The following is a 22,040-nucleotide window of genomic DNA, read 5'->3' on the forward strand; positions in this document are numbered from 1 at the left end:
CCCGACCGCGCCTGTACGCAAGTGGGGTGCATTGCACTAAGGGCGGAATTGCCTGCCCTTTTCCCAGTGCAGCGTGATTGGGCGACGTACGGCCGCCGCCCTGCCATTCGTATGCCTTGCTTACTTCAGCTGCATCTTCAGCGTGCGCGCCGTGGCGGCACCATATGGCGGCTTGAGGCCCGCGATCCTGGCGAGGTCGATCTTCGGTTGGCTGAAGACGGCGCGGGCATGGCTGAACGAACGGAAGCCTTCCACGCCATGATAGCTCCCCATGCCGGAAGGCCCCACTCCGCCGAACGGCAAGTCGTCGGCCGAGACATGAAAAATAACATCATTGACGGTCACCCCGCCCGAGATCGTCCGGCTGAGCACTGACTCACGCTCGGCCCGATCCTCGCCAAAGTAATAGAGCCCCAGCGGCCGGTCGTGGGCATTGACGTAATCGATGGCTTCATCGATCCGCGAATAGGTCTTCACCGGCAGGACCGGCCCGAAGATCTCGTCCTGCATGACCTTCATGTCGTCACTGACGTTGCGCAGGATCGTCAGGGGCAGCTTGTTGCCGTTCGACCCTTCGAAGTTCTCGTTGCCCGGATTTACGACAATCGCCTCGGCGCCCTTTGCCACGGCATCGTCGACCAGCCCCGCCAGTCGATCACGGTGACGCCGGTTGATCACGGAGGTGTAATCGTCGTTCGCCAGCAGCGTCGGGTACATCTGCGCCACGCTCGCCTGCACCGCCCCGATGGCCTTGTGCTCGAGTTCCTCGGGCACCAGCATGTAATCCGGCGCCAGGCAGATCTGGCCTGCGTTCATCATCTTGCCCAGCGCGATCCGCTCCGCCGCCTTGGCAACGTCGGCGCTGCGTCCGAGAATGGTGGGCGACTTGCCGCCCAGTTCCAGCGTCACCGGCACCAGATTGTCCGCTGCCGCGTGAAGCACGTGCTTGCCGATCGAGGTCGCCCCGGTGAACAGGAGGTGATCGAACGGCAGCGAGCAGAAGTCCTGGCCCGTCTGAGGCCCGCCCAGAATGACGGCCACCTCCTCTTCACCGAAGAACTTGGGGAACAGTTCGGCCATCAGTTCCGAGGTCCGCTCGGTAAACTCGCTGGGCTTCAGCATCGCCCGGTTCCCTGCCGCAAAGGCCTGCGCCAGCGGCCCCATCGTCAACCCGACCGGGAAGTTCCACGGCGCGACGATGCCGATCACGCCCTTGGGCTCGTACCGCACCTCGGCCCGCGCCCCGAGCAGGTTCAGCGGGAAGTTGACGTGGCGCTTCTCGGGCTTGCTCCATGCCTTCATCCGCTTCTGCGAATAGCGGATCAGGCTGATCGAGGGCATGATATCGGTCAGCATCGACTGCTCGTGGCTGCGGTGGCCGAAGTCGGCGCTCATCGCTCTGGCGAAATCCTCGCCATGCGCCAGCAGCATCCTGGCGCAGCGCTCCAGACGGTCGTTGCGCGTCGACAGAGGCTCGGGCCGGGCTGCCATAAAGGCCTCGCGCTGCTTGCCGAGCGCAGTCATCATTTCGTCGCGCGCCGTTTCCTTGAACATGTCGCCCCGCTCCCCGAATCGCTTTCAGCCCGGCCCCTGCAAAAGGAAGAGCAGCCATGCCGTAGCGGCAAGACAGGTCCCCAGCGGCAGTGCCGTGTCAGCGTCGATCTTACGCTTGCTGACAAGCATGACAATAGCCGCTGCAATGCCGATGATGCTTGCACCAAGCATCGTCTCGACGACACCCAGCGGCCCCAGCCAGAGCCCGATCGCGCCGAGCAGCGGAGGATCGCCCGAGCCCATCCCCTCGCGCCCGCGAGCCTTGAGATAGAACCTCGCGATCAGCCACAGCAGAGCATAACCCACCACGCCCCCGGCAACGGCTATACCGATCACTCCTGCGTCATCGATCACTCTGGCGCGGGCGATTGACACAAGCAGCCCGCTTGCGGCCAGCCAGCCCACAAGCAACCGCGGCAACCACAAGTGTCGCAGATCGAGCAACGCCAGCAGCAGCAACTGCCACCCCAGCAGCATGGCGGCGAGCGCCAGGCCTTCACGCGCCAGCAACAGCGATGCCACGCCAATGGCGGCGCCGCCCAGTTCGCAGGCAAGCTGCCATCCGCCGATGCGCGCACCGCAGGAGCGGCACTTCCCCCTTTGCATCATCCACGACAGAACAGGCACCAGTTCGACCACCGTCAGAGCCTTGCCGCACCCGTCGCAGGCGGACCGACCGGTCACGACCGAACGTCCCGAGGGCAAACGCTCCAGAGCAGCGCCTAGAAAACTCCCGACAATTGCGCCCAGAATGGCCGAACCGACCAGCGGAACGCCTGCAGGCAGGCTCGAAAATGCAGGACCCAGCATCTGTTCGACCAATGCCCCATTTGCGTTCGCTGCAGTGCAGCACTATGTACGCGGATGAACGCGGGAGCACACAAGCCCGCGCATCAGCGCCCAGACACAAGGGCCAAATGCAAAGGTCAGTCAAGACATGGCACAGTTCTCGTCAGCCGATCCCGTCGTCATCCTGTCCTATGCCCGCACCCCCATGGGCGCGATGCAGGGAGCCTTGGCAGATGTTTCTGCCACAGATCTCGGCGCCACCGCAGTCAAGGCCGCGGTCGAGCGCGCAGGCGTATCGCCCGATGGCATCGACCGCATTTACATGGGCTGCGTGCTTCCTGCAGGCCTCGGTCAGGCCCCTGCTCGCCAGGCGGCTATCAAGGCTGGCCTGCCCAAGTCGGTTCAGGCGACCACGGTCAACAAGGTTTGCGGCTCGGGCATGCAGACGATCATCATGGGCGCCGAAGCCCTCGCCTCGGGCAGTGTCGATGTCGTTGTTGCCGGCGGGATGGAATCGATGACCAACGCGCCGTACCTGCTCAAGAAGCACCGCTCGGGCGCGCGCATCGGCCATGACACCGCCTACGACCACATGTTCCTCGATGGCCTCGAAGATGCCTATGAAGCCGGCCGCGCCATGGGCACTTTCGCGCAGGACACCGCCAACGCCTATCAGCTGACCCGCGAACAGCAGGACACCTACACCGTCGAATCGCTGCGCCGCGCCCAGACTGCTGTTGCCGATGGCACCTTCAAGGACGAGATCGCCCCCGTCACCGTCAAGACGCGCGCCGGCGAAGTCACTGTCGACACCGACGAGGCACCCGGCAAGGGCCGCCCGGACAAGATTCCGTCGCTGAAGCCTGCCTTTGCCAAGGACGGCACGATCACTGCAGCCACGTCCTCGTCGATTTCAGACGGTGCCGCCGCTGTCGTGCTGGCCCGTGAAAGCACTGCCAAGGCAGCGGGCCTCGCCCCGGTCGCAAAGGTCGTCGCGCTTGCCGCCCACGCCCAGGAACCCAAGGACTTCACCACCGCCCCCGTCGGTGCGATCCAGAAGGTTCTCGACAAGGCCGGATGGTCGATCGCCGATGTCGACCTGTACGAAGTCAACGAAGCCTTCGCCTGCGTTGCCATGTTCGCGATGCACGACCTCGGCATCCCGCACGAAAAGATCAACGTCCATGGCGGCGCAACGGCGCTCGGCCATCCCATCGGTGCGTCGGGCACCCGCATCGTCACCACGCTGATCGCCGCCCTCAGGAAGCATGGCAAGACCAAGGGTGTCGCCAGCCTCTGCATCGGCGGTGGTGAGGCAACGGCCCTGGCCATCGAACTCGTCTGATCGGCAAGAGCCTAGGCGGCGTGGACAAATTCCACAGCGCCACGGCTGGAGGCAAAAACCGCCAGTTCAAGGAGGCGAGGAAGCGCAATATCGGGAATATTGCGCGACGAGCCGACGCCGAAATGGCGGTTTTTGGTCCAGCCTAGAACAACGAAAGACCCCGACCGCAAGGCCGGGGTCTTTTCGCATCAGGAACAAGGCAGCGTCAGGGCTTTCCCGCGCCCCACACGGCGGTCGCCTTGATATAGCCTTTGCGACCGTCAACGTCGAAGCTGCACCAGCCAGCCTTGCAGTCGCCGATCTTGCCCATGACCCCCGGGGCCACGCGCCAGAGCAGACGCCCGGATCCGTCCTTGTTCTCGCGCAGGCCGGTGATGGCGCCCTTGACGATTCCGGTCTGGTCCCTGCTCAGGAATTGCGCGAGCATCCAGCCGCGCGCGCCATCGGGATCTTCGACCAGGCGCCAGCCCCCCATCACGCGCAGCACTTTCATGGGGACGCCCTTGCGCGTGTAGGTCCAGTTGATCCGATATTCCCGACCCGGTCCCACGCGCATGTTCGCGGTGTCCTTGCGGGTCGATACCCAATACGGCACGCCGTCTTCTGCGTCCTGCGCAAGAGCCGTCGGCGCAAGCAGGGCGCAGGCGACTGATGCGATAACGGCAGCAGGGGCACGACTGTAGCGATTGATCATGTACCAGCCGTCGCAAAAATGACCGGCAAGAGCAACACCACAGCGTGCTCTGTCCACGATGGCGGGCCGTCACCATGCTTGACCGCTGCCCCACCCCGGGCCTAGCTTTGCATCCATGCCGAGTTCCGCCGACTATCGCCCGACCCGCCGCGTCGATGGCACCCCGTGCGTCGCCGTCACCCGCCGTCTGCTCCCGGAAACGGAAGCGCGGATGAACGAACTTTTCGACGTATCCCTGAATGCCGAAGACCGCGCCATGTCGCGCCACCAGCTTGTCGCGGCGATGCAATCGGCCCATGTCCTCGTCCCCACCGTAACGGATCGCATCGACGCGGCAATGATCGCCGAAGCGGGTCCGCAGCTCGGCCTGATCGCCAACTTCGGTGCGGGCACCGAACATATCGACCTTGCCGCCGCCCGAGCGCGCAAGATCATCGTCACGAACACGCCCGGCGTATTTACCGACGACACCGCGGACATGACGATCGCCCTGATCATCTCGGTCGCCCGCCGCTTGAACTATGGTGGCCGCACGCTGCGCGCCGGCAAGTGGGAAGGCTGGGCTCCTTCCACCATGCTTGGCCACCGGCTCGCCGGAAAGACGCTGGGCATCATCGGCATGGGGCGCATAGGCCAGGCCGTGGCGCATCGCGCCCGGGCCTTCGGCCTCAATGTCCTCTACAACAGCCGCCACCGTCTGCCCGAAGCGCTCGAGACGATGTTCGGCGCAAGTTTCGAGCCCGACCTCGACAGACTGGTCGCCGAGGCGGACATTCTGACGCTGCACTGCCCGGCAACGCCCGAAACGCATCACATGATCGACGCGCGACGCATCAGCCTGATGAAGCCGCACGCCTACATCGTGAACACGGCAAGGGGCCAGCTGATCGAGGAGGAGGCCCTCATCGCAGCGTTGGTCGATGGCCGCATCGGTGGTGCCGGCCTGGACGTGTTCGAACACGAACCGCAGGTCGATGCGCGTCTCCTGGCCCACCACAACGTCGCAATCCTGCCACACATGGGCAGCGCCACATTCGAGGGCCGCATCGCTTCGGGTGACAAGGTCATCGCCAACATCCGCTTCTGGGCAGATGGTCATCGCCCGCCAGACCAGGTGCTCGAGGGTCTCGTCTGACGACTTGCAATTGTCCGAAACTGGAACCGTTCGTCGCGTTTCGCACAACAAACGGTTGCTGGCGCGCTTGTGCGCTGCCGCAATGTTGCTCTAAAGCCCCGCGCGGAGAGGATCTGGTGCAGCACCGCTGCGCGAGGGGGAGAGTCACGCATGCGTAAACTACTGGCGATGGCCTGCGCTGCAGGAGCAATCCTGCTGCCCGCATTGGCCCATGCCCAAGGCGCTGTCAGCGTCGAAGACGTTGCCGATACCGGCGACACCGCCTGGATTCTGGTTTCCTCCGCCTTCGTGCTGATGATGGCGATGCCGGGGCTTACGCTGTTCTACGGCGGTCTAGTCCGCGCCAAGGGCTTCCTTGCCGTGCTCGTGCAAGTGGGTGCAATCGCGGCCGTCGCGTCTGTGCTTTGGGTGATGGTCGGCTATACTCTGGCCTTCGGCGACGTCTCGGGCGGATGGCTCGGCGCTGGCAACGCCTGGATGCTCCTGAACCTCGGCAACGTCCGCGCCAATACGGCCATTCCCGAAAGCGCCTTCGCCCTGTTCCAGATGTGCTTCGCACTCATCACGCCCGCGCTGATGGTCGGTGCCTGGGTCGATCGCGCGCGCTTCGGCTGGGTCGTCGCCTTCTCCGCACTCTGGAGCCTGCTGGTCTATGCACCGGTCGCACACTGGGTCTGGGGCGGCGGCTGGCTGGCAAGCCGCTTCGGCACGCTCGATTTCGCGGGCGGGATCGTGGTCCACACCACTGCCGGCGTTTCGGCGCTGGTCGTCGCGATGCTGCTGGGCAAGCGCTCCGGGTTCCCCAAGACGCTGATGCTGCCGCACAGCCCTGCCCTCACCATGGCGGGGGCCGCCCTCCTCTGGGTCGGCTGGTTCGGCTTCAACGGGGGCTCGGCCCTCGCCGCCAATGACGATGCCGCCTCGGCCATCATCAACACGCATCTCGCAGCCTGCGTCGCGGCGCTGGTCTGGATCGGCATCGAAAAGCTCAGCGTCGGCAAGGCCACCTCTGTCGGCTTTGCCACCGGCGCCATCGCCGGCCTCGCCACCGTGACGCCTGCCGCCGGGTTCATTGCCCCCGGTTCGTCCATGCTGTTCGGCGTGGTGGCTGCGGCTGTCTGCTATCCCATGATCCAGCTGGTCAAGCAGCGGCTCGAGATCGACGATTCGCTCGATGTCTTCGCCGTGCACGGCGTTGGCGGAATGATCGGGTCCCTGCTGCTGGCGGTGTTCATCTCGCCTTCCTTCGGCGGCACCGGCTTTGCCGAGGGCATGACACTCGGCCGCCAGGTCGTCGCCCAGGTTGCCGGCGTCGGGATCGTGGCGATATGGAGCGGCATAGCGACCGTCGTCTGTTCGCTCATGGTTTCGATGGTCATCCCCATGCGCGTCAGCGAAGACGAGGAGCGCGAGGGGCTCGACATCACCAGCCATGGCGAACGCGCCTGGGAATTCGATTGATCGGTCGCTGGCAAGGCGTGGCTTGCCCAAGTCGCGCCTTGCAGCGGCCAAAGCCCGGCCATAGTCTGTCGCCATGACCGCAACCGAGGCCGAAGCCCCGTCCCTCCTTGAACAGGATCTGTGCACAGGCTGCGCAGCCTGCTGCGACGGCACGATTTTCACGTACGTCGAAGTCAGCCGCGACGAGGAGCAGGCGCTTGGCGATCGTTTCGCGATGCAATCGCGCGAAACCGATGCAATCTTCTTCCAGCCTTGTCCGCATTCGGTCTGCCAGAGCTGCCAGATCTATACGATCCGCCCCGAAACCTGCCGGAAGTTCCGTTGCAAGACGCTGAAAGCCTTGCGCGCCGACGAGATCGAGAGTGCCGAGGCGTTCCGACGCGTGGACGAAATGTTGAGGGCGCGCGAACAGTTGCAGCCATTCCTGATCGCAGGCGAGACGCTCAACGCTGCACGTGAACGCCGCGGACAGATCGCCGCCAGCGCCGAGCGCACCGCATCAGAAACGGCTTTCGTGCTCAAGCTGACCGCGTTCGACCTCCTTCTGGACCGCTATTTTCGCGATCCCCGCAAGGCGATGTTCCGTCATAAGCCTTCCGGACAGGAGGCCGCGTAACCCGCCACTCTACACCACCTTCCTTTAGTTATGATCGGCACCCTGTAGAATTTTCTGTGATTCCATGACCTTCGATAAGTAGCGAGCCTGCGCTGCCGTCAGTATCATCGCGTCCATGCCCGATGCTGACGACCTTTCCACGGCAAGCAGGCTTTGCCTGGCCTGCGGCCTGTGCTGCGATGGTACAGTGTTCGGCTTTGCCCACATCGAGGAAGAAGAGGTCGAGGACACGGCAGGGATCGGCCTGCAGACCATACGCACGACCAATGACGAGCCGGCATTTCTGCTTGGCTGCCACTATCTCGATGGTGCGGCCTGCACCCGATACCGGGATTGGAGGCCCTCGGTCTGTGGCGATTACTTCTGCGAGGTCCAGAAGCGCGTGGGCAAGCAAGAGCTGGCCGAGGATGAAGCTTTCAGCATCATTGCCCGCGCCCGGCAGATGACTGAGGAAATCAAGGCCTTGCTGCCACCGGGGGTGCCAATCTCGCAGGCGCGCAGGCTCTTCAAGGATCTCGCAGCGAAGCGCCCGGATATCGCGCCCGATGAAGCCACCTTCGTCGTCAAGATGTTCGTGCTGGAACGCTTCCTCGATAGCGCGTTCAGAGGAGCGAAGCGTGCTCATCTGCGCAGTGCGGCACAACCGGCACCCTCCCGGCAAGACACCGGCGCAGCATAGCGAACCTCGGTCGCGGCCTTGCCTAAAGTTATCCGGGCTTGGTGACTAATTTCCCCGCCATGCTTGCCTTCCGACAAATGGCGGCACGCCGCTGTCAAATGTATGATAGCCGGGATGTCGGCACCCGCACCTGATCTCACGCTGGAAAGCAGGCTTTGCCTGGCATGCGGCCTGTGTTGTGACGGCACGCTCTACGAAGATGCCAAGATCCGCGAAGACGAAGTCCGCGATGTCGAAAGCATCGGTTTGACGACATCGCGCAACGCGCAAGGCCATCCCACTTTCGTATTTGCCTGCCGTTATCTCGATGGCGCCTGTTGCGCCCGCTATGAACAATGGCGCCCATCGGTCTGTTCAAAATTCTTCTGCAGGGTCCAACAAAGGACGCGCGCAGGAGAATTGACCGAGGAACAGGCCATGGAAAAGATCGCCGCTGCTCGCCAACTCGTCACCGAGGTCAAGGCTACGCTGCCTGCAGGCATGCCGATAGTCGAAGCGCGGCATCATTTCACGCGCATTGCCGCAAAGAAGCCCGATCTTTCGCCGATGGAAGCCCGCTTTGCGGTCAAGATGTTCGTGCTCGAACGCTTTCTGGATCTCGAATTCCGCAAGCCAGACAAGGGTCACCTGCCAGCCGAACGTAGATCCAGCATTCCGGCCTGAACGGAGCGTCGCGCCGGCAAAGCGCGGGACGCTCCGTTGGCCGGCAAAGGTCAGTCCCCGGTCAGGATCCGGTCGACGAGTTGCTTCACCGTCGGGGTGAAGTTGTTCGAATAGAACGGATCCTGCTTGAAGCGATAGGCCGCGTGGCCTGCGAACATCAGGTTCTTGTCGATGTCGCCGCCGTGCGCGATGTCCTGCAAGGTCTTCTGGATGCAGAAGCTGCGCGGGTCCGCGAGGCGCCCGGTGGTGTAATCGTCATGGTCTTTCCATGAAGAGAACCCGCAGTGCGACAGGCAACCCATGCAGTCCTTCTGATCCTGCTGGATCTCGTCACGCTCTTCCGGCGTCACGAACACCATGGTGTCGTCCGGCGTGCGCAACGCGTGCACAAACCCCGCGCCATGCCATTCGCGCGCCCGGGCCAGATCGTTCGGCGTCACCCAGAAGTTCTTGCCCCGCACACCAACGTCCAGCTGCGCGGTATGCTCACCGGCCTCGACGCGCGAGTACGGGATCTGCCGCTCGGAACGTGCTTCCAGGGCGCGTAGGAAAGGATTGCGCACGGCCGAGGAATAGAAGCCCGTGGGCGAGAAGCGGTGCAGCAGCACGTCGCCCGGCTCAAGCGTGCGCAAGTGATCCTTCCACCCCTGCGGGATCGGACTTTCCTCGGTCAGCAACGGGCGCGTGCCAAACTGGAAGGCAATCGCGCCCAGTTCCGGATTGTCGATCCAGTCGTTCCACTCGCGCAGGAACCACACGCCACCTGCCATAACGATCGGCACGTCATCCGAGACACCCTCGGCGCGCATCACGTCGCGCAGTGCCTTGACGCGGGGATAGGGATCTTCCGGCTTCCTGGGATCTTCCGCGTTGGAAAGGCCGTTGTGCCCGCCCGCCAGCCACGGATCTTCGTACACCACCGCCGCCAGCAGGTGCGAGACCTTGTGATAGGCCCGCTTCCACAGTGCACGAAATGCACGGCCCGAGGACACGATCGGCAGATAGTTCACGTTGAACCGCGCCGCGATCTCGGAAAGCTTGTAAGGCATGCCCGCCCCGCAGGTCACGCCCGTCACCAGCCCGCGGGTCTTTTCCAGCACGCCTTCGAGCACGGCCTGCGCGCCGCCCATTTCCCACAGCACGTTGATGTTGATCGCGCCCTTGCCACCGGCAATGTCATAGGCACGCCTGACCTGCTCGACCGCGCCATCGATGGCGTACTTGATCAGTTCCTCGTGGCGTTCCTTGCGCGTGAGGGCATTATAAACCTGTGGAATGATCTTGCCTTCGGCATCGTAGCTGTCGGCATTGACCGCGCTCACCGTGCCGATACCCCCGGCCGCGGCCCACGCGCCCGAGCTCATGTGATTGGTCGCCGCAACACCCTTGCCGCCCTCGACCAGCGGCCAAACCTCGCGGCCGCCATAGAGAATCGGCTTCAACCCCTTGAACGCAGACATCAATTTCCTTTCAACGCGCTTGTCGCGCTCGCACCCTTGGCCGTCTTCAGACGGCACGGCTTTATCTCGCCCGGTTCGGGACGGCTCTTCGCCGCGACGAACTGGGCATAATACCCCGCAATCTCTGGTTTACGGTGAAATTCATCCAAGCGAAAGCCCACGGCTTCCAGTTCGCAGATCAGCAACGCCGGAGGAATGCCGTGCCGGTCGGTCGAACGATCGAGATCGACCACCACGATCTTGCCCCCCGCCTTCAATGAAGGCCACATTCGCCACAGGAACGCATAAGGCTCAGTCACTTCGTGATACATGTGGATCATCAGCACGCGGTCGAAGCTGCGTTCGGGCAAGCGCGGATCGTCCACGCCGCCTGGCTTGATCGAGACGTTGTCCAGCCGGTCATGTTCGACACGTGACCCAAGCCGCCGCAAGGCGTCGCCATCGATGTCCTGCGCCAGCACGCGCCCCTTGCTGCCGACCCGCTCGGCAAGGCGTACGGTGTAGTAACCTTCGCCCGCCCCGATGTCGGCAACGCTCATGCCCGGCTGTATCCCGGCCAGGTTCATCACCATGTCCGCCTCGCCCAGGCGGTCACGTTCCTGCTCGTTGGAAAAAGCGTTGCTGACCACGCCGGAAACGGGGCGGTCAGCGGTAGGAAACTCGCGCGACGTTTCAGGACGCTTGTCGTCCACCTGCGGCTTGCACGCAGCAATGGCCAGCGACGCCAACACGGCGAGTGCGACTGAACGATGGGCCGAAGCCCGCCGCATCAGTCGTCATCCTCCACGGTCACCTTCTCGCCCGTCACCTTCTGCGAAAGTGCGGCAGCCATGAACGGGTCAAGCGCGCCATCGAGAACTTCGGTCGGGTTGGTGGAGACCACCCCGGTCCGCAGGTCCTTCACCTGCTGATAAGGCTGCAGCACGTAGGACCGGATCTGGTGCCCCCAGCCGATCTCGGTCTTGGCGGCATATTCGCCGCTCGCCGCAGCCTCGCGCTTGGCCAGTTCTGCTTCGTAGATGCGCGCCTTCAGCATGCCCATCGCGGTTGCACGGTTCTTGTGCTGGCTGCGGTCGTTCTGGCTGGCAACGATGATCCCGGTCGGAATGTGCGTGATGCGCACCGCCGAATCGGTGGTGTTGACGTGCTGCCCGCCCGCACCCGAAGCGCGATAGGTATCTATCTTCAGGTCCGCCGGGTTGATCTCGACCTCGATGTTGTCGTCGATCTCGGGATAGACCCAGACCGAACTGAACGAGGTGTGTCGCCGCGCCGAACTGTCATAGGGGCTGATGCGAACCAGACGGTGCACGCCGCTTTCGGTCTTGGCATAGCCGTAGGCGTTCTCGCCCTTGATCAGCAGGGTGGCAGACTTGATGCCTGCGGCTTCGCCCGCGTGATAATCGACCAGATCGACCTTGTAGCCATGGCGCTCCGCCCAGCGCGTATACATGCGCTGCAGCATTTCCGCCCAGTCCTGGCTTTCTGTCCCGCCGGCGCCGGCATGGACTTCAAGGAAGCAGTTGTTGGCGTCAGCCTCGCCGGCAAGCAGGGCCTGCACCTTGTCGTTGTCGGCACGGTCGGCCAGCGCGGCCAGCGTGGCAAGGCCTTCGTTCACCGTGGCCTCGTCGCCTTCCATTTCGCCAAGCTCGATGAATTCTATTGCATCGGCCATTTCCTGACCGATCTCGTTCACCGTCCCGATCGAGGCCTCGAGCCGCCTGCGCTCGCGCATCACCTCTTCGGCCTTCTTGGGATCATCCCACAGCTTCGGGTCCTCGACGCGGGCGTTCAACTCGTCGAGACGGCGCACGGCGCGATCCCAGTCGAGGAACTTGCGCACCAGCGCCAGCGCGGCATTGATGCGGTCGATATGGGCCTGCCCTTCGGCACGCATGGGGCTGAACTCCGGTCAATTCGAAACAAAACGAACTGCGCCGCTTAGCGAAGCGGGCAGGCATGTAAAGCCCAAGCGTGAAATGCCGAGTGCGTAATGGGGCGCGCTGTCAGCCCTTGAGCTTGCGCACCGCAGCAAGCGTCATCTTAACGTGGTCACGATAGTCCATGTCGGAATGAACCATCACGATCTTGCCGTTGCGGGCGATGACATAGCTGGTGCGCTTGGTCAGTCCGGTCGAGGAACCATCAGGCTTGCGCAGGTCCACATCATAGGCCTTGATCAGCGCGGGGCTGGCGCTGGCTACAGCGAACTTGTCGCGGCAGGCCTCGGTCGAGAACTTCTGCAGCGTCGCCACGTCGTCGTTCGACATGCCGATGACCGTCGCGCCCGCCGCCTTGAACTGTGTCGTCGCTTCGGCAAAGGCGTGCGCTTCCAGCGTGCACCCTTGCGTGAAGGCCTTGGGGTAGAAGTACAGCACCACCGGTCCCTTCTTCAGCGCCTGATGCAGCTTGAACGAGAACGGCTTGCCAGCCAGCGCCCCTTGCGCTGCGAAATCCGGCGCTCTCGCACCGGTCGGCAGCTCGGCAAGGGCCGGAGCGGAAACGGAAACGGCGAAGGCTGCGGCGGCAGCAAAGAGGGTGCGGATCGTCATGCGGGGACGCTAACAGACCTCACCCCTCATCGCCAATGCCTTTCGGGGCAGCTCTCCGCTCTTCGGCTGATCAGTAGATTCCGCCCTGCTCCTCCAGGAAGTCCTGCTCCACCGGCGCTTCCTCGGCGCCGCCTTCCGGAATGCCGCGCGCGGCACGCGCTCTGCGCAATGCGTCAATCACCGCCTGCTTGGCACTGACTTCACCTTCGCGGGCCGTGCGGCGGGGTTCGGTGTCCGGCTTGAAGGCTTCCCAGATGACCGACGCCTTCGCCACGTCGTTCTCGGGCGTCCCACCGAACACGCGCTTGCCTGAAACGCGGTCGATCTTGACCATTCGCACGCCCTCGGGAACTGCGAAGGGAATGTCCTTCCAGCGCGCCCGGGTCTCCTGTACCAGCTGCTTGAAGACCGGCGCCGCGATGCGCCCGCCCTGTGCGTATCCGCCAAGGCTGCGCGGCTGGTCGTAACCGATATAGACGCCCGCGATGATGTCCGGCGAGCCCCCCACGAACCACACGTTGGTCGGGCCGGAGGTCGTCCCGGTCTTGCCGAACAGCGGCAGGTTGAGATCGCGCAACGTCACCGCCGTGCCGCGCACCACCACGCCTTCAAGCATGTGGACCACCTGATAGGCCGTGCGCGCGTCCAGGACCTGCTTGCCGGTCGGCTTGAAGCGCGGCATCGGCTTGCCGTCCCACTGCGCCATGGAGCAGTTGTCGCAGCGGCGGTTGTCGGCGCGCCAGATCACCTTGCCGTTGCGGTCCTGCACGTAGTCGATCAGGCTCGGGTTGTGCTGACGCCCCTGGTTGGCCAGCGCCGCATAGGCGTTGACCATCTTGAGTACCGTAGTGTCCCCGGCGCCAAGCGCCATTGAAAGGTAAGGCTCGTACTCGCCGATCCCGACGTTCTTGATCGTGCGCACCACCTTGTCCATGCCCACGTCGTTGGCCACCCGCACCGTCATCAGGTTGCGCGATTGCTCGAGCCCCCAGCGCATGGTGTGACTGCCCGATCCGCCTTCGTTGCCGAAGTTGCGGAAGCATTTCTCGCCCAGTGCGGCGCCCTGATAGACGCAGAAGGTCCCGTCGACGACCATCGAGGCCGGCGTCATCCCGTTGTCCAGCGCCGTGGCATAGACGAACGGCTTGATCGTCGAGCCCGGCTGGCGGTTGGCCTGCGTCGCGCGGTTGAACGAGCCCAGCCGCGCGTCGAACCCGCCCTGCATCGCCAGCACGCGGCCGTTCTGCGGGTCCTCGACCACCATGCCGCCCGAAACCTCGGGTACCGTGCGCACGGCGTAGGTCGAGCCATTGACCGGCGCCACCGCCGTCACGTCACCCGGCTTGATGCTGTCCGGCAGCCCGATCAGACTGGCAGTCTGTCCATCCGAAAAACCCACCTTGCCCGAAGAGCCGCTGCGCGAAAGCAGCACGCCGATCCGCCAGTTCTGGTAGTTGATCGAGATGTTGCTGGTGATCAGCTCGGTCTGCCAGCGATCGTTATCCACATCCAGCCGTGCGATCGGCCCATGCCAGGCGCGGCCACCGGAGTAGCGCAGCAGCGCCGCCCGCAGCGAATTCTGCGCCGCGGTCTGCAACTGCGTATCGAGCGAAGTGCGCACCCACAGCCCCCCGGCATAGACGCTGTGCGGGCCGTCCTCGGCCTTCTCGCCGAATTTCTCGATCAGCTGGCGGCGCACTTCTTCCAGGAAGTAGCCCGCATCGGCCGTGTAGTTCTCCGCCCGACGCGGCTTGAGGCCCAGCGGCATGGCCTGCGCGGCGGCGGCTTGTTGCGGCGTCGCCCAGCCGTTCTTGACCATCTGGTCGAGCACCCAGTTGCGACGCTCGATCGCCATGCTTTCATACTGCGCGCGCCCATAGCGTTCCGGGGCCTTGGGCAGGATCGCAAGGAACGCGGCCTCATGCAGCTGCAGGTCACCCACGTCCTTGTCAAAGTAGGCGCGCGCTGCAGCCTGCACGCCGAAGCTCTGCCGTCCCAGCGGAATCTCGTTGAGATAAAGCTCAAGGATCTGCTGCTTGTTCAGCACGCCCTCGATCCTGCGCGCGAGGACCATTTCCTTGAGCTTGCGCGTGATCGAATACTCGTCGCCGATCAGGATGTTCTTGGCCACCTGCTGGGTGATCGTCGATCCGCCGCGCGCACGTTCGCCCGAGCCGTACTTGGTCACATAGTCGACCACCGCCCCGGCAAAGCCGAGGTAGTCGATCCCGCCATGGCTCCAGAAGGTCTTGTCCTCGGCCGAAAGGAACGCATTGATCATCGGCTCGGGGAAATCGACGAAACGCAGCTGCACGCGGCGTTCGCGGGCATAGCTGGAAACGATTTCGCCATCATTGCCCCGCACCATCGTCGGCAAGGGCGGCTGGTAGGTGAGCAGCGTGTCAGCCGAAGGCATCGTGCGGATCACCGCCACCCACAGCACGAACCAGCCTACCAGAATCGCGCCAATGGCGTAGTTCAGGAAGCGGAAGCGGCGGCTCTCGCCCCACTTTGTGCGATACCACCGGGAAAGGTTACCCCACCGTGCACGACCTTCGTCGCGGATGAGCTTGAACCGGGATTGCTGGGACGTCTCTTCGGCCATGTTGCAGGGCCTCTAGCACGCCCGCGCCGTGGCAAGCCAGAGCGAACCTGCAGCCAATGCACTCAGGGCATCGCACTATTCGGCGAAGCGCCAACCTGCCCCTCGGCAAGGAAAATCTCGATCGCCCGCGCCACCGATCCGGAAAACGCGCGCCGCCACGCCGGATCGCGCATCTTCTGCGCATCGTCCACGTTGCTGATATAGCCTGCTTCGATCAGCGCAGAAGGCAGATCGAGCGACTTCAGGACAACAAAAGCCGCTTCGCGCTGCGGCGTCTGGTGAAAGCGTACCGTCTCCTGCCCTTCCCGGACGACCAGTTGCCCGAACCGCAACGACCGTTCCCGCATTTCTCGCCGGGCCAGATCGACAAGGATCGAGGACACTTGCGCCCCCTGCCCTTCAAGGTTCACGCCATTGACAGTGTCGGCCTTGTTCTCCCGCGCCGCCAGCGCCTCGGCAACACCGTCCGACGCCTTGTCGGAAAGCGTGTAGACCGTCGCACCTTGCGCCAGGTCATTCTGCGCAGCGTCGGCATGGACCGATATGAACAAGTCTGCGGCAAGGCGGTGCGCAATGTCGGCACGCTCTTCCAGCACCAGAAACCGGTCCGAGTTCCGGGTCATCGCCACCCGCACCTTGCCATCGGCCAGCAGCGCATCGCGCAGGGATTGCGCAAGCAACAGGGTCAGGTCCTTTTCGCGCTCCCCCGCCGAACCGCTCGCACCGGGATCGTGGCCGCCATGCCCGGCGTCGATAACCACCAGTGGCCGGCTGACATCGGCCGGCCCTTCGACCGGCGGAAGCCCGACACGCCCACTGCTTGGCGGCATCTCCAGCCGCAGCACGGATCGCGGTTCGATTTCGGCAAGGCCCGATGAAAATGCCGCCCACATCAGTGCCGCCGCCGCAACCGGCGCGGCAAAGACCGCGATCAGGACCCCCTTGTTCTCCATCTGAACCGGTCTATGCCCCGCCCCACCCCTGCCGGTCCAGACCCAAAACGTTGGCATGGTTAACGGGCCGTTCCCGGCATTGTTTTAATTGCCGGTTTGCAATTGGGGTGCTAGCACCCATCTACCGGGGCAAGCCAGCACCGGCGCATCCACGCCGAAACCGCCGGAAAGCGCACATCTTGCGCCGCGGTGGGCGAGGGAAAGCCCGCTGGTGAAGATCCCGCCAACGTGGAGAGAAAGAAGCGCAAGCGCCCTCCTCCACGCCACAAGGTTGATGCCGTGATGATGAGCCGCGTTTCGTTCCTGCCTAGCTGCCCCACCGGGGCGGTCGCGGCTTGGACGCTTGCCGGCACGCGCACTTCGCCGCGAGTTGTCTTCACAGCAGACACAAACCAACCGCCGCCGGGCGGCGAGCGACAGGGCAAGGCAGTCGATACGCTGCGCGCCGCAACGCTCCGATCCGGCAAACCCGCATTCGCGAATGACATTCGCAACGGAGTGATCCGTGCAATTGCCGTTCGTGCATCCCAAACGAACCGCGCCAGAAACGCATTGGTAGCCCCAGAGGCAATCCAGCGGCAGCGCGGCTGGAGTATTTGTAATGACCACGCGCATGCTGATCGATGCGCGCCACCAGGAAGAAACCCGGGTGGCGGTGCTGAAGGGCAATCGGATTGAAGAATTCGACTTTGAATCTGCTGATCACAAGCAGATCAAGGGCAATATCTACCTCGCCAAGGTAACCCGTGTAGAACCCTCGCTTCAGGCGGCGTTCGTCGATTTCGGCGGCAATCGCCACGGTTTCCTGGCGTTCAGCGAAATCCACCCTGATTACTACCAGATCCCCAAGGAGGATCGCGAGGCCCTGCTGGCGGAAGAAGCCGCACACGCCGAGGAAGAAGCCGCCCTGCGTGCCGCTGAAGACGCGGAAGACGAAGACTACGCCGATGGCGAAGGCTACGATTCTGATGAAGGCGTGACCGAGGTCGACACGTCCGAAAAGGACCAGGTCGCCACCATCGAAGGCGGCGTCGTCGAGAACGGCTTCGACCACGAAGGTGAAGAGGGCGACGAAGGCGAGGAAACCTCGCAAGCTTCGGACGAAGGCGAAGAGGGTGACAGCAACCGCCGTCGCGGCCGTCAGGGCCGTCGCCGTCAGGGCGGTCGTTCGCAGGGCAAGGAAGCCGACGAACTGCGCGCCAAGCGCATGGCGCTGCGCCGTCGCTACAAGATCCAGGACGTGATCCAGCGCCGCCAGGTCCTGCTCGTCCAGGTCGTCAAGGAAGAGCGTGGCAACAAGGGCGCCGCCCTCACTACCTACCTCAGCCTCGCCGGCCGCTACTGCGTGCTCATGCCGAACAGCAGCCATGGCGGTGGCATCAGCCGCAAGATCAGCTCCTCGGCCGATCGCAAGCGCTTGAAGACGATCATCTCCGAAATGGAACTGCCGCGCTCGATGTCCTGCATCGTCCGCACGGCCGGCCTCCAGCGCACCAAGCCCGAAATCAAGCGCGACTTCGACTACCTCGCCCGCCTGTGGGACGAGATCCGCGAACGCACGATGAAGTCGGTCGCGCCCGCCCTGATCCATTCGGATTCCGACCTGATCAAGCGCGCCATCCGCGACATCTACAATCGCGAGATCGAGGAAGTCGTGGTCGAGGGCGAGCATGGCTATCGCGCCGCCAAGGACTTCATGAAGCTCCTGATGCCGAGCCACGCCAAGCGCGTGAAGGCCTATGCCGATCCGGTGCCGCTGTTCCAGCGCTATGGGGCCGAAGACCAGCTCACCGCGATGTACGACCCGGTCGTGCAGCTCAAGTCTGGCGGCTACCTCGTCATCAACCCGACCGAGGCCCTGGTCTCGATCGACATCAACTCGGGCCGCTCCACCAAGGAGCACGGCATCGAGCAGACCGCGGTTGCCACCAACCTCGAAGCCGCGCGCGAAATTGCCCGCCAGCTCCGCCTGCGCGACATGGCCGGCCTCGTCGTGATCGACTTCATCGACATGGAATATGGATCGAACATCCGTAAGGTCGAAAAGGCGATGAAGGACGCGCTCAAGAACGATCGCGCCCGCATCCAGGTCGGTCGCATTTCCGGCTTCGGCCTGATGGAAATGAGCCGCCAGCGCCTGCGCACCGGCGTGCTCGAAGCCACCACCCGCGCCTGCCCGCACTGCGACGGCTCGGGCCTCGTCCGCACCGCTTCGTCGGCCGGCCTGTCCGCGCTGCGCCTGATCGAGGACGAAGCCGCCAAGGGCAAGGGCAACGTCGTCACGCTCTACGCCTCGCAGGAAGCCGCAATCTACGTCCTCAACGCCAAGCGCGGCGATCTGGCCGAGATCGAGGAGCGCTACGGCGTCACCGTCGAAGTGATCCCCGAAGGTGAGAACGAAGGCGCCAAGATGCGCGTCGCCTCGCGCGGGCCCAAGCCTGAATTCGTCCCCCGCTTCGAACCGATCATCGAGCCCGAAGAGGACGATCTGGTCGAAGAGGACTTCGACGACGAGGAAGAAACCGAAGAGCAGCCCCGTCAGCAGCGCTCGCGCGACGGTGACGAGGGTGACCGCGAGAGTCGCCGCAAGCGCCGCAAGCGCCGCCGTGGCCGCAACCGTGATCGCCGCGATGAGAACGGCGAGACCGAAAGCTCGGCCGAAGAAGGTGACGAGGCCGAAGGCGAAGAAGCTGAAGGCAGCGAAGCCGAAGGCACCGAAGGCGCTCACACCGACGAAGGCGATGACGGCAACGACCGTGGTCCGCGCAAGCGCCGCCGTCGCGGTCGTCGTCGGCGCGGTGGCCGTGAGAACGGCGAAGGCGCTGGCGAACACGCTGAAGGCGATCAGGGCGAAGTTGGTGCCGAGCAGGGTGAACCTGCCGAAGCCTCGGCAGAGCCCGCCCCGACCGAACCCGTCGTCGCCGAACCGCTCGTCGCCGAACCGGTCGCAGCCGAAGCGCCTGCCCCGGTCGAGGCCGAAGCCGCTCCTCTTGCAGAAGCAGCACCGGCCAAGCCCAAGCGGACGCGCAAGAAGAAGGCTGATGTCGCAGGTGAAGCCGAGGCTGCCCCTGTAGCCGAGGAAGCTCCGGTTTCTGCCCCTGCAGTCGAGGAAGCTGCGCCTGCGCCGGCCAAGCCCAAGCGCACCCGCAAGAAGAAGGTGGAAGCCGCTCCTGAAGCGCCTGCACCTGAAACCGAAGCTGCGCCCGTCGAAGCTGCGCCAGTAGAAGCTCCTGCGGCCGAAGCTGAAGCCCCGGCGGAAAAGCCCAAGCGCACGCGCCGCAAGAAGGCCGATGCCGTGGCTTCCGAAGCTGCTCCGGCAGAAACGGTCAGCGCAGAAGCGCCGGTCGCCGAAGACGTCGCGGCAGAAGCAGAAGCCGGCGAACAGTCTGCACCCCGTCGCGGCTGGTGGCAGCGCACCTTCGGCGCCTGACCACAGGCTCCGGCCCCAGACAGAAAGGCCCCGCCAGCAATGGCGGGGCCTTTTGCTATCCGCTCAGCACCCATGCTGCTCTGGTTGACCGGCGCTGTCGGCCCCGCCATGGTAACGCAAACAGCATCTGGGAGATGGACATGCGCAAAGAATTCCTGACCACGGCGGCAGCCCTCGGACTTGGCTTGGGCGCGATGGCCCATGCTGCGACGGCCCCTGCCGCGCCGGTGCTTGATTGCCCCCTCGGCCGCCAGCCGCTCTCCACCCAATCCCCCCTGGCCGACGTGCTCTCTGTTCCCGCCGGCAAGGCGGTGGTCGAAGCCGCCTCGCCCGGCCTTGCCGATGCCATGATGCACCCCTTCGGCGGCGGCGCCCTGCCTCCCGGCTTCGATCGCATCGTCACCCCGCGCTCGGTCCTCGCCATGCTCGGCAAGACCGACCCCGCCCCCAGCGCCCGGCTCGACAAGGACTTGGCCAAGGTGCGCCTCACCAATGCCGACGTCGCCATCCGCTGCCGCACCTACGACAATGACCGCCCCGCGATCCCCGCCGATCTTCCGCGCCCGGCCATCCTCGTCTTCGGCAAGATCACCGGCTTTCGCGACAGCCCCTCGGTCAATGCCGCCGAAACCGCGCTCAAGGGCATCGCGGCCCGCCATGGCTGGGGCATCGTCTTCACTGACAGGGGCGGCGTCTTCAACGCAGCGGACCTTTCCCGGTTCGACGCTGTGGTGTGGAACAATGTCAGCGGCGATGCGCTGACGATCCCACAGCGCGCCGCGTTCCGCAAATATGTCGAAAGCGGCGGCGGCTATGCCGGCATCCACGGCTCGGGCGGCGATCCGCAGTTCTTCTGGAACTGGTACGCCGATACCCTGATCGGTGCGCGCTTCATCGGCCACCCGATGGCCCCGCAGTTCCAGGAAGCCCGCGTCGTGATGGAAGACCGCGCCCACCCGGCAACCCATGGCCTGCCCGGCGAATGGCGCATGACCGAAGAATGGTACTCCTTCGATCGCAGCGTCCGCCCGCTGCCCCGCACCCGCGTCCTCGCTTCGCTCGATGAAACCACCTACAAGCCCGGCGAAGGCTTCGGTCGCAAGATGGCGATGGGCGATCACCCGATCGCGTGGACCCGCTGCCTCGGCAAGGGCCGCAGCTTCTACACCGCCATCGGCCACCGGCCCGAGAACTACAGCCAGCCCGAAAGCCTGCAACTGCTCGATCAGGGCATCCTCTGGGCCATGGGCCTCAGCCCCGAAAGCTGCGCCGCGAAGTGAAATCCCACGGCGCGGCCAATTGCGCCGCGCCGCTCTCTTTGCCAGTCTGCCCGGATAACAGACGGGGAAACGGGATGGGACTGAAAGCCGTTTGGGACGCACACGTCGTTCCGCGCATGATCAAATGTGCCTGCGCGTCGCCGAACATCATGGAGCTTCGCGCCGGCGTCGTGCCCCGCGCGCAGGGCCGCGTGTTCGAGATCGGCTGCGGTGGTGGGCTAAACCAGCAGTTCTATGATCCCGCCCGCGTCACCGGGTTCGCCGGCATTGACCCTTCCGGCAAGCTGCTCGACTATGCGCGCGAGGCCGCCGCCCGCAAGGGCTGGCAGGCCGACATCCGCAAAGGCGTGGGCGAGGACATTCCCTTCTGTGACGAGACCTTCGACACCGCCGTCTGCACTTACACGCTCTGTTCGGTCGATGATCCGGCCAAGGTCCTGTCCGAACTGCGCCGCATCCTTAAGCCCGGCGGCACCCTGCTGTTCCTCGAACACGGCCTCAGCCCCGATGCCGACGTGGCGAAATGGCAGCGCCGGATCGAGCCTGTCTGGAAACCCCTGATGGGCGGCTGCCATCTTTCCCGCGCCGTCACCGCCCCGGTCCTCGGTGCCGGCTTCCAGCTCGAACACCCGGGCCACCAGTACATGCCCGGCATGCCGAAGTGGGCCGCGTGGATGGAATGGGGCGCCGCCACCAAACTGCGCTGACCCCATTCCTCCCCGGTGCGCCTGTCCCTGCGGAGGCCGGGAGGAAGAGGGACCATCGAAGATGGTAGAGGGGCAACCCCGCTTCAATTCCTCCCCGCCCCGGGGAGGGGGACCACC

Annotated in this window: 19 protein-coding genes; 9 read left to right on the forward strand and 10 right to left on the reverse strand. The window is 64.5% G+C overall.

Translation table 11 applies throughout. The annotated features are described in order from the left end of the window. Nucleotides 1-120: 120 nt before the first annotated feature. Both NJ75_RS03070 and NJ75_RS03075 read right to left on the reverse strand, forming a co-directional pair. Nucleotides 121-1,554 carry a coniferyl aldehyde dehydrogenase gene (locus tag NJ75_RS03070; protein ID WP_039331367.1) on the reverse strand — a complete coding sequence of 478 codons (1,434 nt, stop codon included), beginning with the start codon at nucleotides 1,552-1,554 and terminating at the stop codon, nucleotides 121-123. Between the two features lie 24 nt (nucleotides 1,555-1,578). Further along, entirely contained in the window at nucleotides 1,579-2,364 is a 786-nt protein-coding gene (locus NJ75_RS03075) for a prepilin peptidase (protein ID WP_052241892.1), read from the reverse strand. 127 nt (nucleotides 2,365-2,491) lie between these two features. Between NJ75_RS03075 and NJ75_RS03080 the strand changes: the two genes are divergently transcribed. Next, complete coding sequence (locus tag NJ75_RS03080; RefSeq protein WP_039331369.1) at nucleotides 2,492-3,688, forward strand: acetyl-CoA C-acyltransferase; 1,197 nt, start codon at nucleotides 2,492-2,494, stop codon at nucleotides 3,686-3,688. 205 nt (nucleotides 3,689-3,893) lie between these two features. On the opposite strand, the gene NJ75_RS03085 is transcribed toward NJ75_RS03080, so the two are convergent. Next, complete coding sequence (locus NJ75_RS03085; RefSeq protein ID WP_039331370.1) at nucleotides 3,894-4,382, reverse strand: SH3 domain-containing protein; 489 nt, start codon at nucleotides 4,380-4,382, stop codon at nucleotides 3,894-3,896. A 115-nt stretch (nucleotides 4,383-4,497) separates the two neighbouring features. Here NJ75_RS03085 and NJ75_RS03090 point away from each other — a divergent pair, with 115 nt between their 5' ends. The 5 genes from NJ75_RS03090 to NJ75_RS03110 all read left to right on the forward strand — a co-directional run bounded on the left by NJ75_RS03090 (nucleotide 4,498) and on the right by NJ75_RS03110 (nucleotide 8,936). Beyond that, nucleotides 4,498-5,517 (forward strand): 2-hydroxyacid dehydrogenase, encoded by a 1,020-nt coding sequence (locus NJ75_RS03090; RefSeq protein WP_052241894.1) that lies wholly within the window; start codon nucleotides 4,498-4,500, stop codon nucleotides 5,515-5,517. A gap of 150 nt (nucleotides 5,518-5,667) precedes the next feature. Further along, nucleotides 5,668-6,978 carry an ammonium transporter gene (locus NJ75_RS03095; protein ID WP_039331372.1) on the forward strand — a complete coding sequence of 437 codons (1,311 nt, stop codon included), beginning with the start codon at nucleotides 5,668-5,670 and terminating at the stop codon, nucleotides 6,976-6,978. 73 nt (nucleotides 6,979-7,051) lie between these two features. Continuing rightward, the gene (locus NJ75_RS03100) at nucleotides 7,052-7,594 is read left to right on the forward strand and encodes a YkgJ family cysteine cluster protein (protein ID WP_039331373.1); all 543 of its coding nucleotides are present in this window, start codon (nucleotides 7,052-7,054) and stop codon (nucleotides 7,592-7,594) included. Between the two features lie 115 nt (nucleotides 7,595-7,709). Next, nucleotides 7,710-8,273 carry a YkgJ family cysteine cluster protein gene (locus tag NJ75_RS03105; protein WP_039331374.1) on the forward strand — a complete coding sequence of 188 codons (564 nt, stop codon included), beginning with the start codon at nucleotides 7,710-7,712 and terminating at the stop codon, nucleotides 8,271-8,273. Between the two features lie 114 nt (nucleotides 8,274-8,387). After that, the gene (locus tag NJ75_RS03110) at nucleotides 8,388-8,936 is read left to right on the forward strand and encodes a YkgJ family cysteine cluster protein (protein WP_039331376.1); all 549 of its coding nucleotides are present in this window, start codon (nucleotides 8,388-8,390) and stop codon (nucleotides 8,934-8,936) included. Between the two features lie 50 nt (nucleotides 8,937-8,986). On the opposite strand, the gene NJ75_RS03115 is transcribed toward NJ75_RS03110, so the two are convergent. The 7 genes from NJ75_RS03115 to NJ75_RS24250 all read right to left on the reverse strand — a co-directional run bounded on the left by NJ75_RS03115 (nucleotide 8,987) and on the right by NJ75_RS24250 (nucleotide 17,121). Then, nucleotides 8,987-10,396, reverse strand: a complete 1,410-nt coding sequence (locus tag NJ75_RS03115) for an NAD(P)H-dependent flavin oxidoreductase (RefSeq protein WP_039331378.1) — start codon at nucleotides 10,394-10,396, stop codon at nucleotides 8,987-8,989. Then, nucleotides 10,396-11,166 carry a methyltransferase domain-containing protein gene (locus NJ75_RS03120; protein ID WP_039331380.1) on the reverse strand — a complete coding sequence of 257 codons (771 nt, stop codon included), beginning with the start codon at nucleotides 11,164-11,166 and terminating at the stop codon, nucleotides 10,396-10,398. Before NJ75_RS03120 ends, NJ75_RS03115 begins: the two co-directional genes overlap by 1 nt. After that, the gene (gene prfB, locus NJ75_RS03125) at nucleotides 11,166-12,293 is read right to left on the reverse strand and encodes a peptide chain release factor 2 (RefSeq protein WP_039331382.1); all 1,128 of its coding nucleotides are present in this window, start codon (nucleotides 12,291-12,293) and stop codon (nucleotides 11,166-11,168) included. The genes NJ75_RS03120 and prfB overlap by 1 nt, the downstream gene beginning before the upstream one ends. Nucleotides 12,294-12,402: 109 nt before the next feature. After that, complete coding sequence (locus tag NJ75_RS03130; RefSeq protein WP_039331383.1) at nucleotides 12,403-12,948, reverse strand: peroxiredoxin; 546 nt, start codon at nucleotides 12,946-12,948, stop codon at nucleotides 12,403-12,405. 70 nt (nucleotides 12,949-13,018) lie between these two features. Then, entirely contained in the window at nucleotides 13,019-15,553 is a 2,535-nt protein-coding gene (locus NJ75_RS03135) for a penicillin-binding protein 1A (protein ID WP_039331385.1), read from the reverse strand. Nucleotides 15,554-15,615: 62 nt separating this feature from the next. Continuing rightward, the gene (locus NJ75_RS03140; RefSeq protein ID WP_039331387.1) at nucleotides 15,616-16,563 is read right to left on the reverse strand and encodes an N-acetylmuramoyl-L-alanine amidase family protein; all 948 of its coding nucleotides are present in this window, start codon (nucleotides 16,561-16,563) and stop codon (nucleotides 15,616-15,618) included. 27 nt (nucleotides 16,564-16,590) lie between these two features. Then, nucleotides 16,591-17,121: a hypothetical protein gene (locus NJ75_RS24250; RefSeq protein ID WP_156135688.1), complete on the reverse strand. Its 531-nt coding sequence runs from the start codon at nucleotides 17,119-17,121 to the stop codon at nucleotides 16,591-16,593. Here NJ75_RS24250 and NJ75_RS03145 point away from each other — a divergent pair. From NJ75_RS03145 to NJ75_RS03155, 3 genes are all read left to right on the forward strand, one after another. Further along, nucleotides 17,108-19,936 carry an Rne/Rng family ribonuclease gene (locus NJ75_RS03145; protein WP_039331389.1) on the forward strand — a complete coding sequence of 943 codons (2,829 nt, stop codon included), beginning with the start codon at nucleotides 17,108-17,110 and terminating at the stop codon, nucleotides 19,934-19,936. The genes NJ75_RS24250 and NJ75_RS03145 overlap by 14 nt on opposite strands. Nucleotides 19,937-20,076: 140 nt before the next feature. Next, nucleotides 20,077-21,216, forward strand: coding sequence for a ThuA domain-containing protein (locus tag NJ75_RS03150; RefSeq protein WP_236727045.1), 1,140 nt, complete (start codon nucleotides 20,077-20,079; stop codon nucleotides 21,214-21,216). Between the two features lie 74 nt (nucleotides 21,217-21,290). Next, nucleotides 21,291-21,923, forward strand: coding sequence for a class I SAM-dependent methyltransferase (locus tag NJ75_RS03155; RefSeq protein ID WP_039331393.1), 633 nt, complete (start codon nucleotides 21,291-21,293; stop codon nucleotides 21,921-21,923). Nucleotides 21,924-22,040: the final 117 nt, after the last annotated feature.

This window comes from Novosphingobium subterraneum (assembly GCF_000807925.1).
GTDB classification, from domain to species: domain Bacteria; phylum Pseudomonadota; class Alphaproteobacteria; order Sphingomonadales; family Sphingomonadaceae; genus Novosphingobium; species Novosphingobium subterraneum.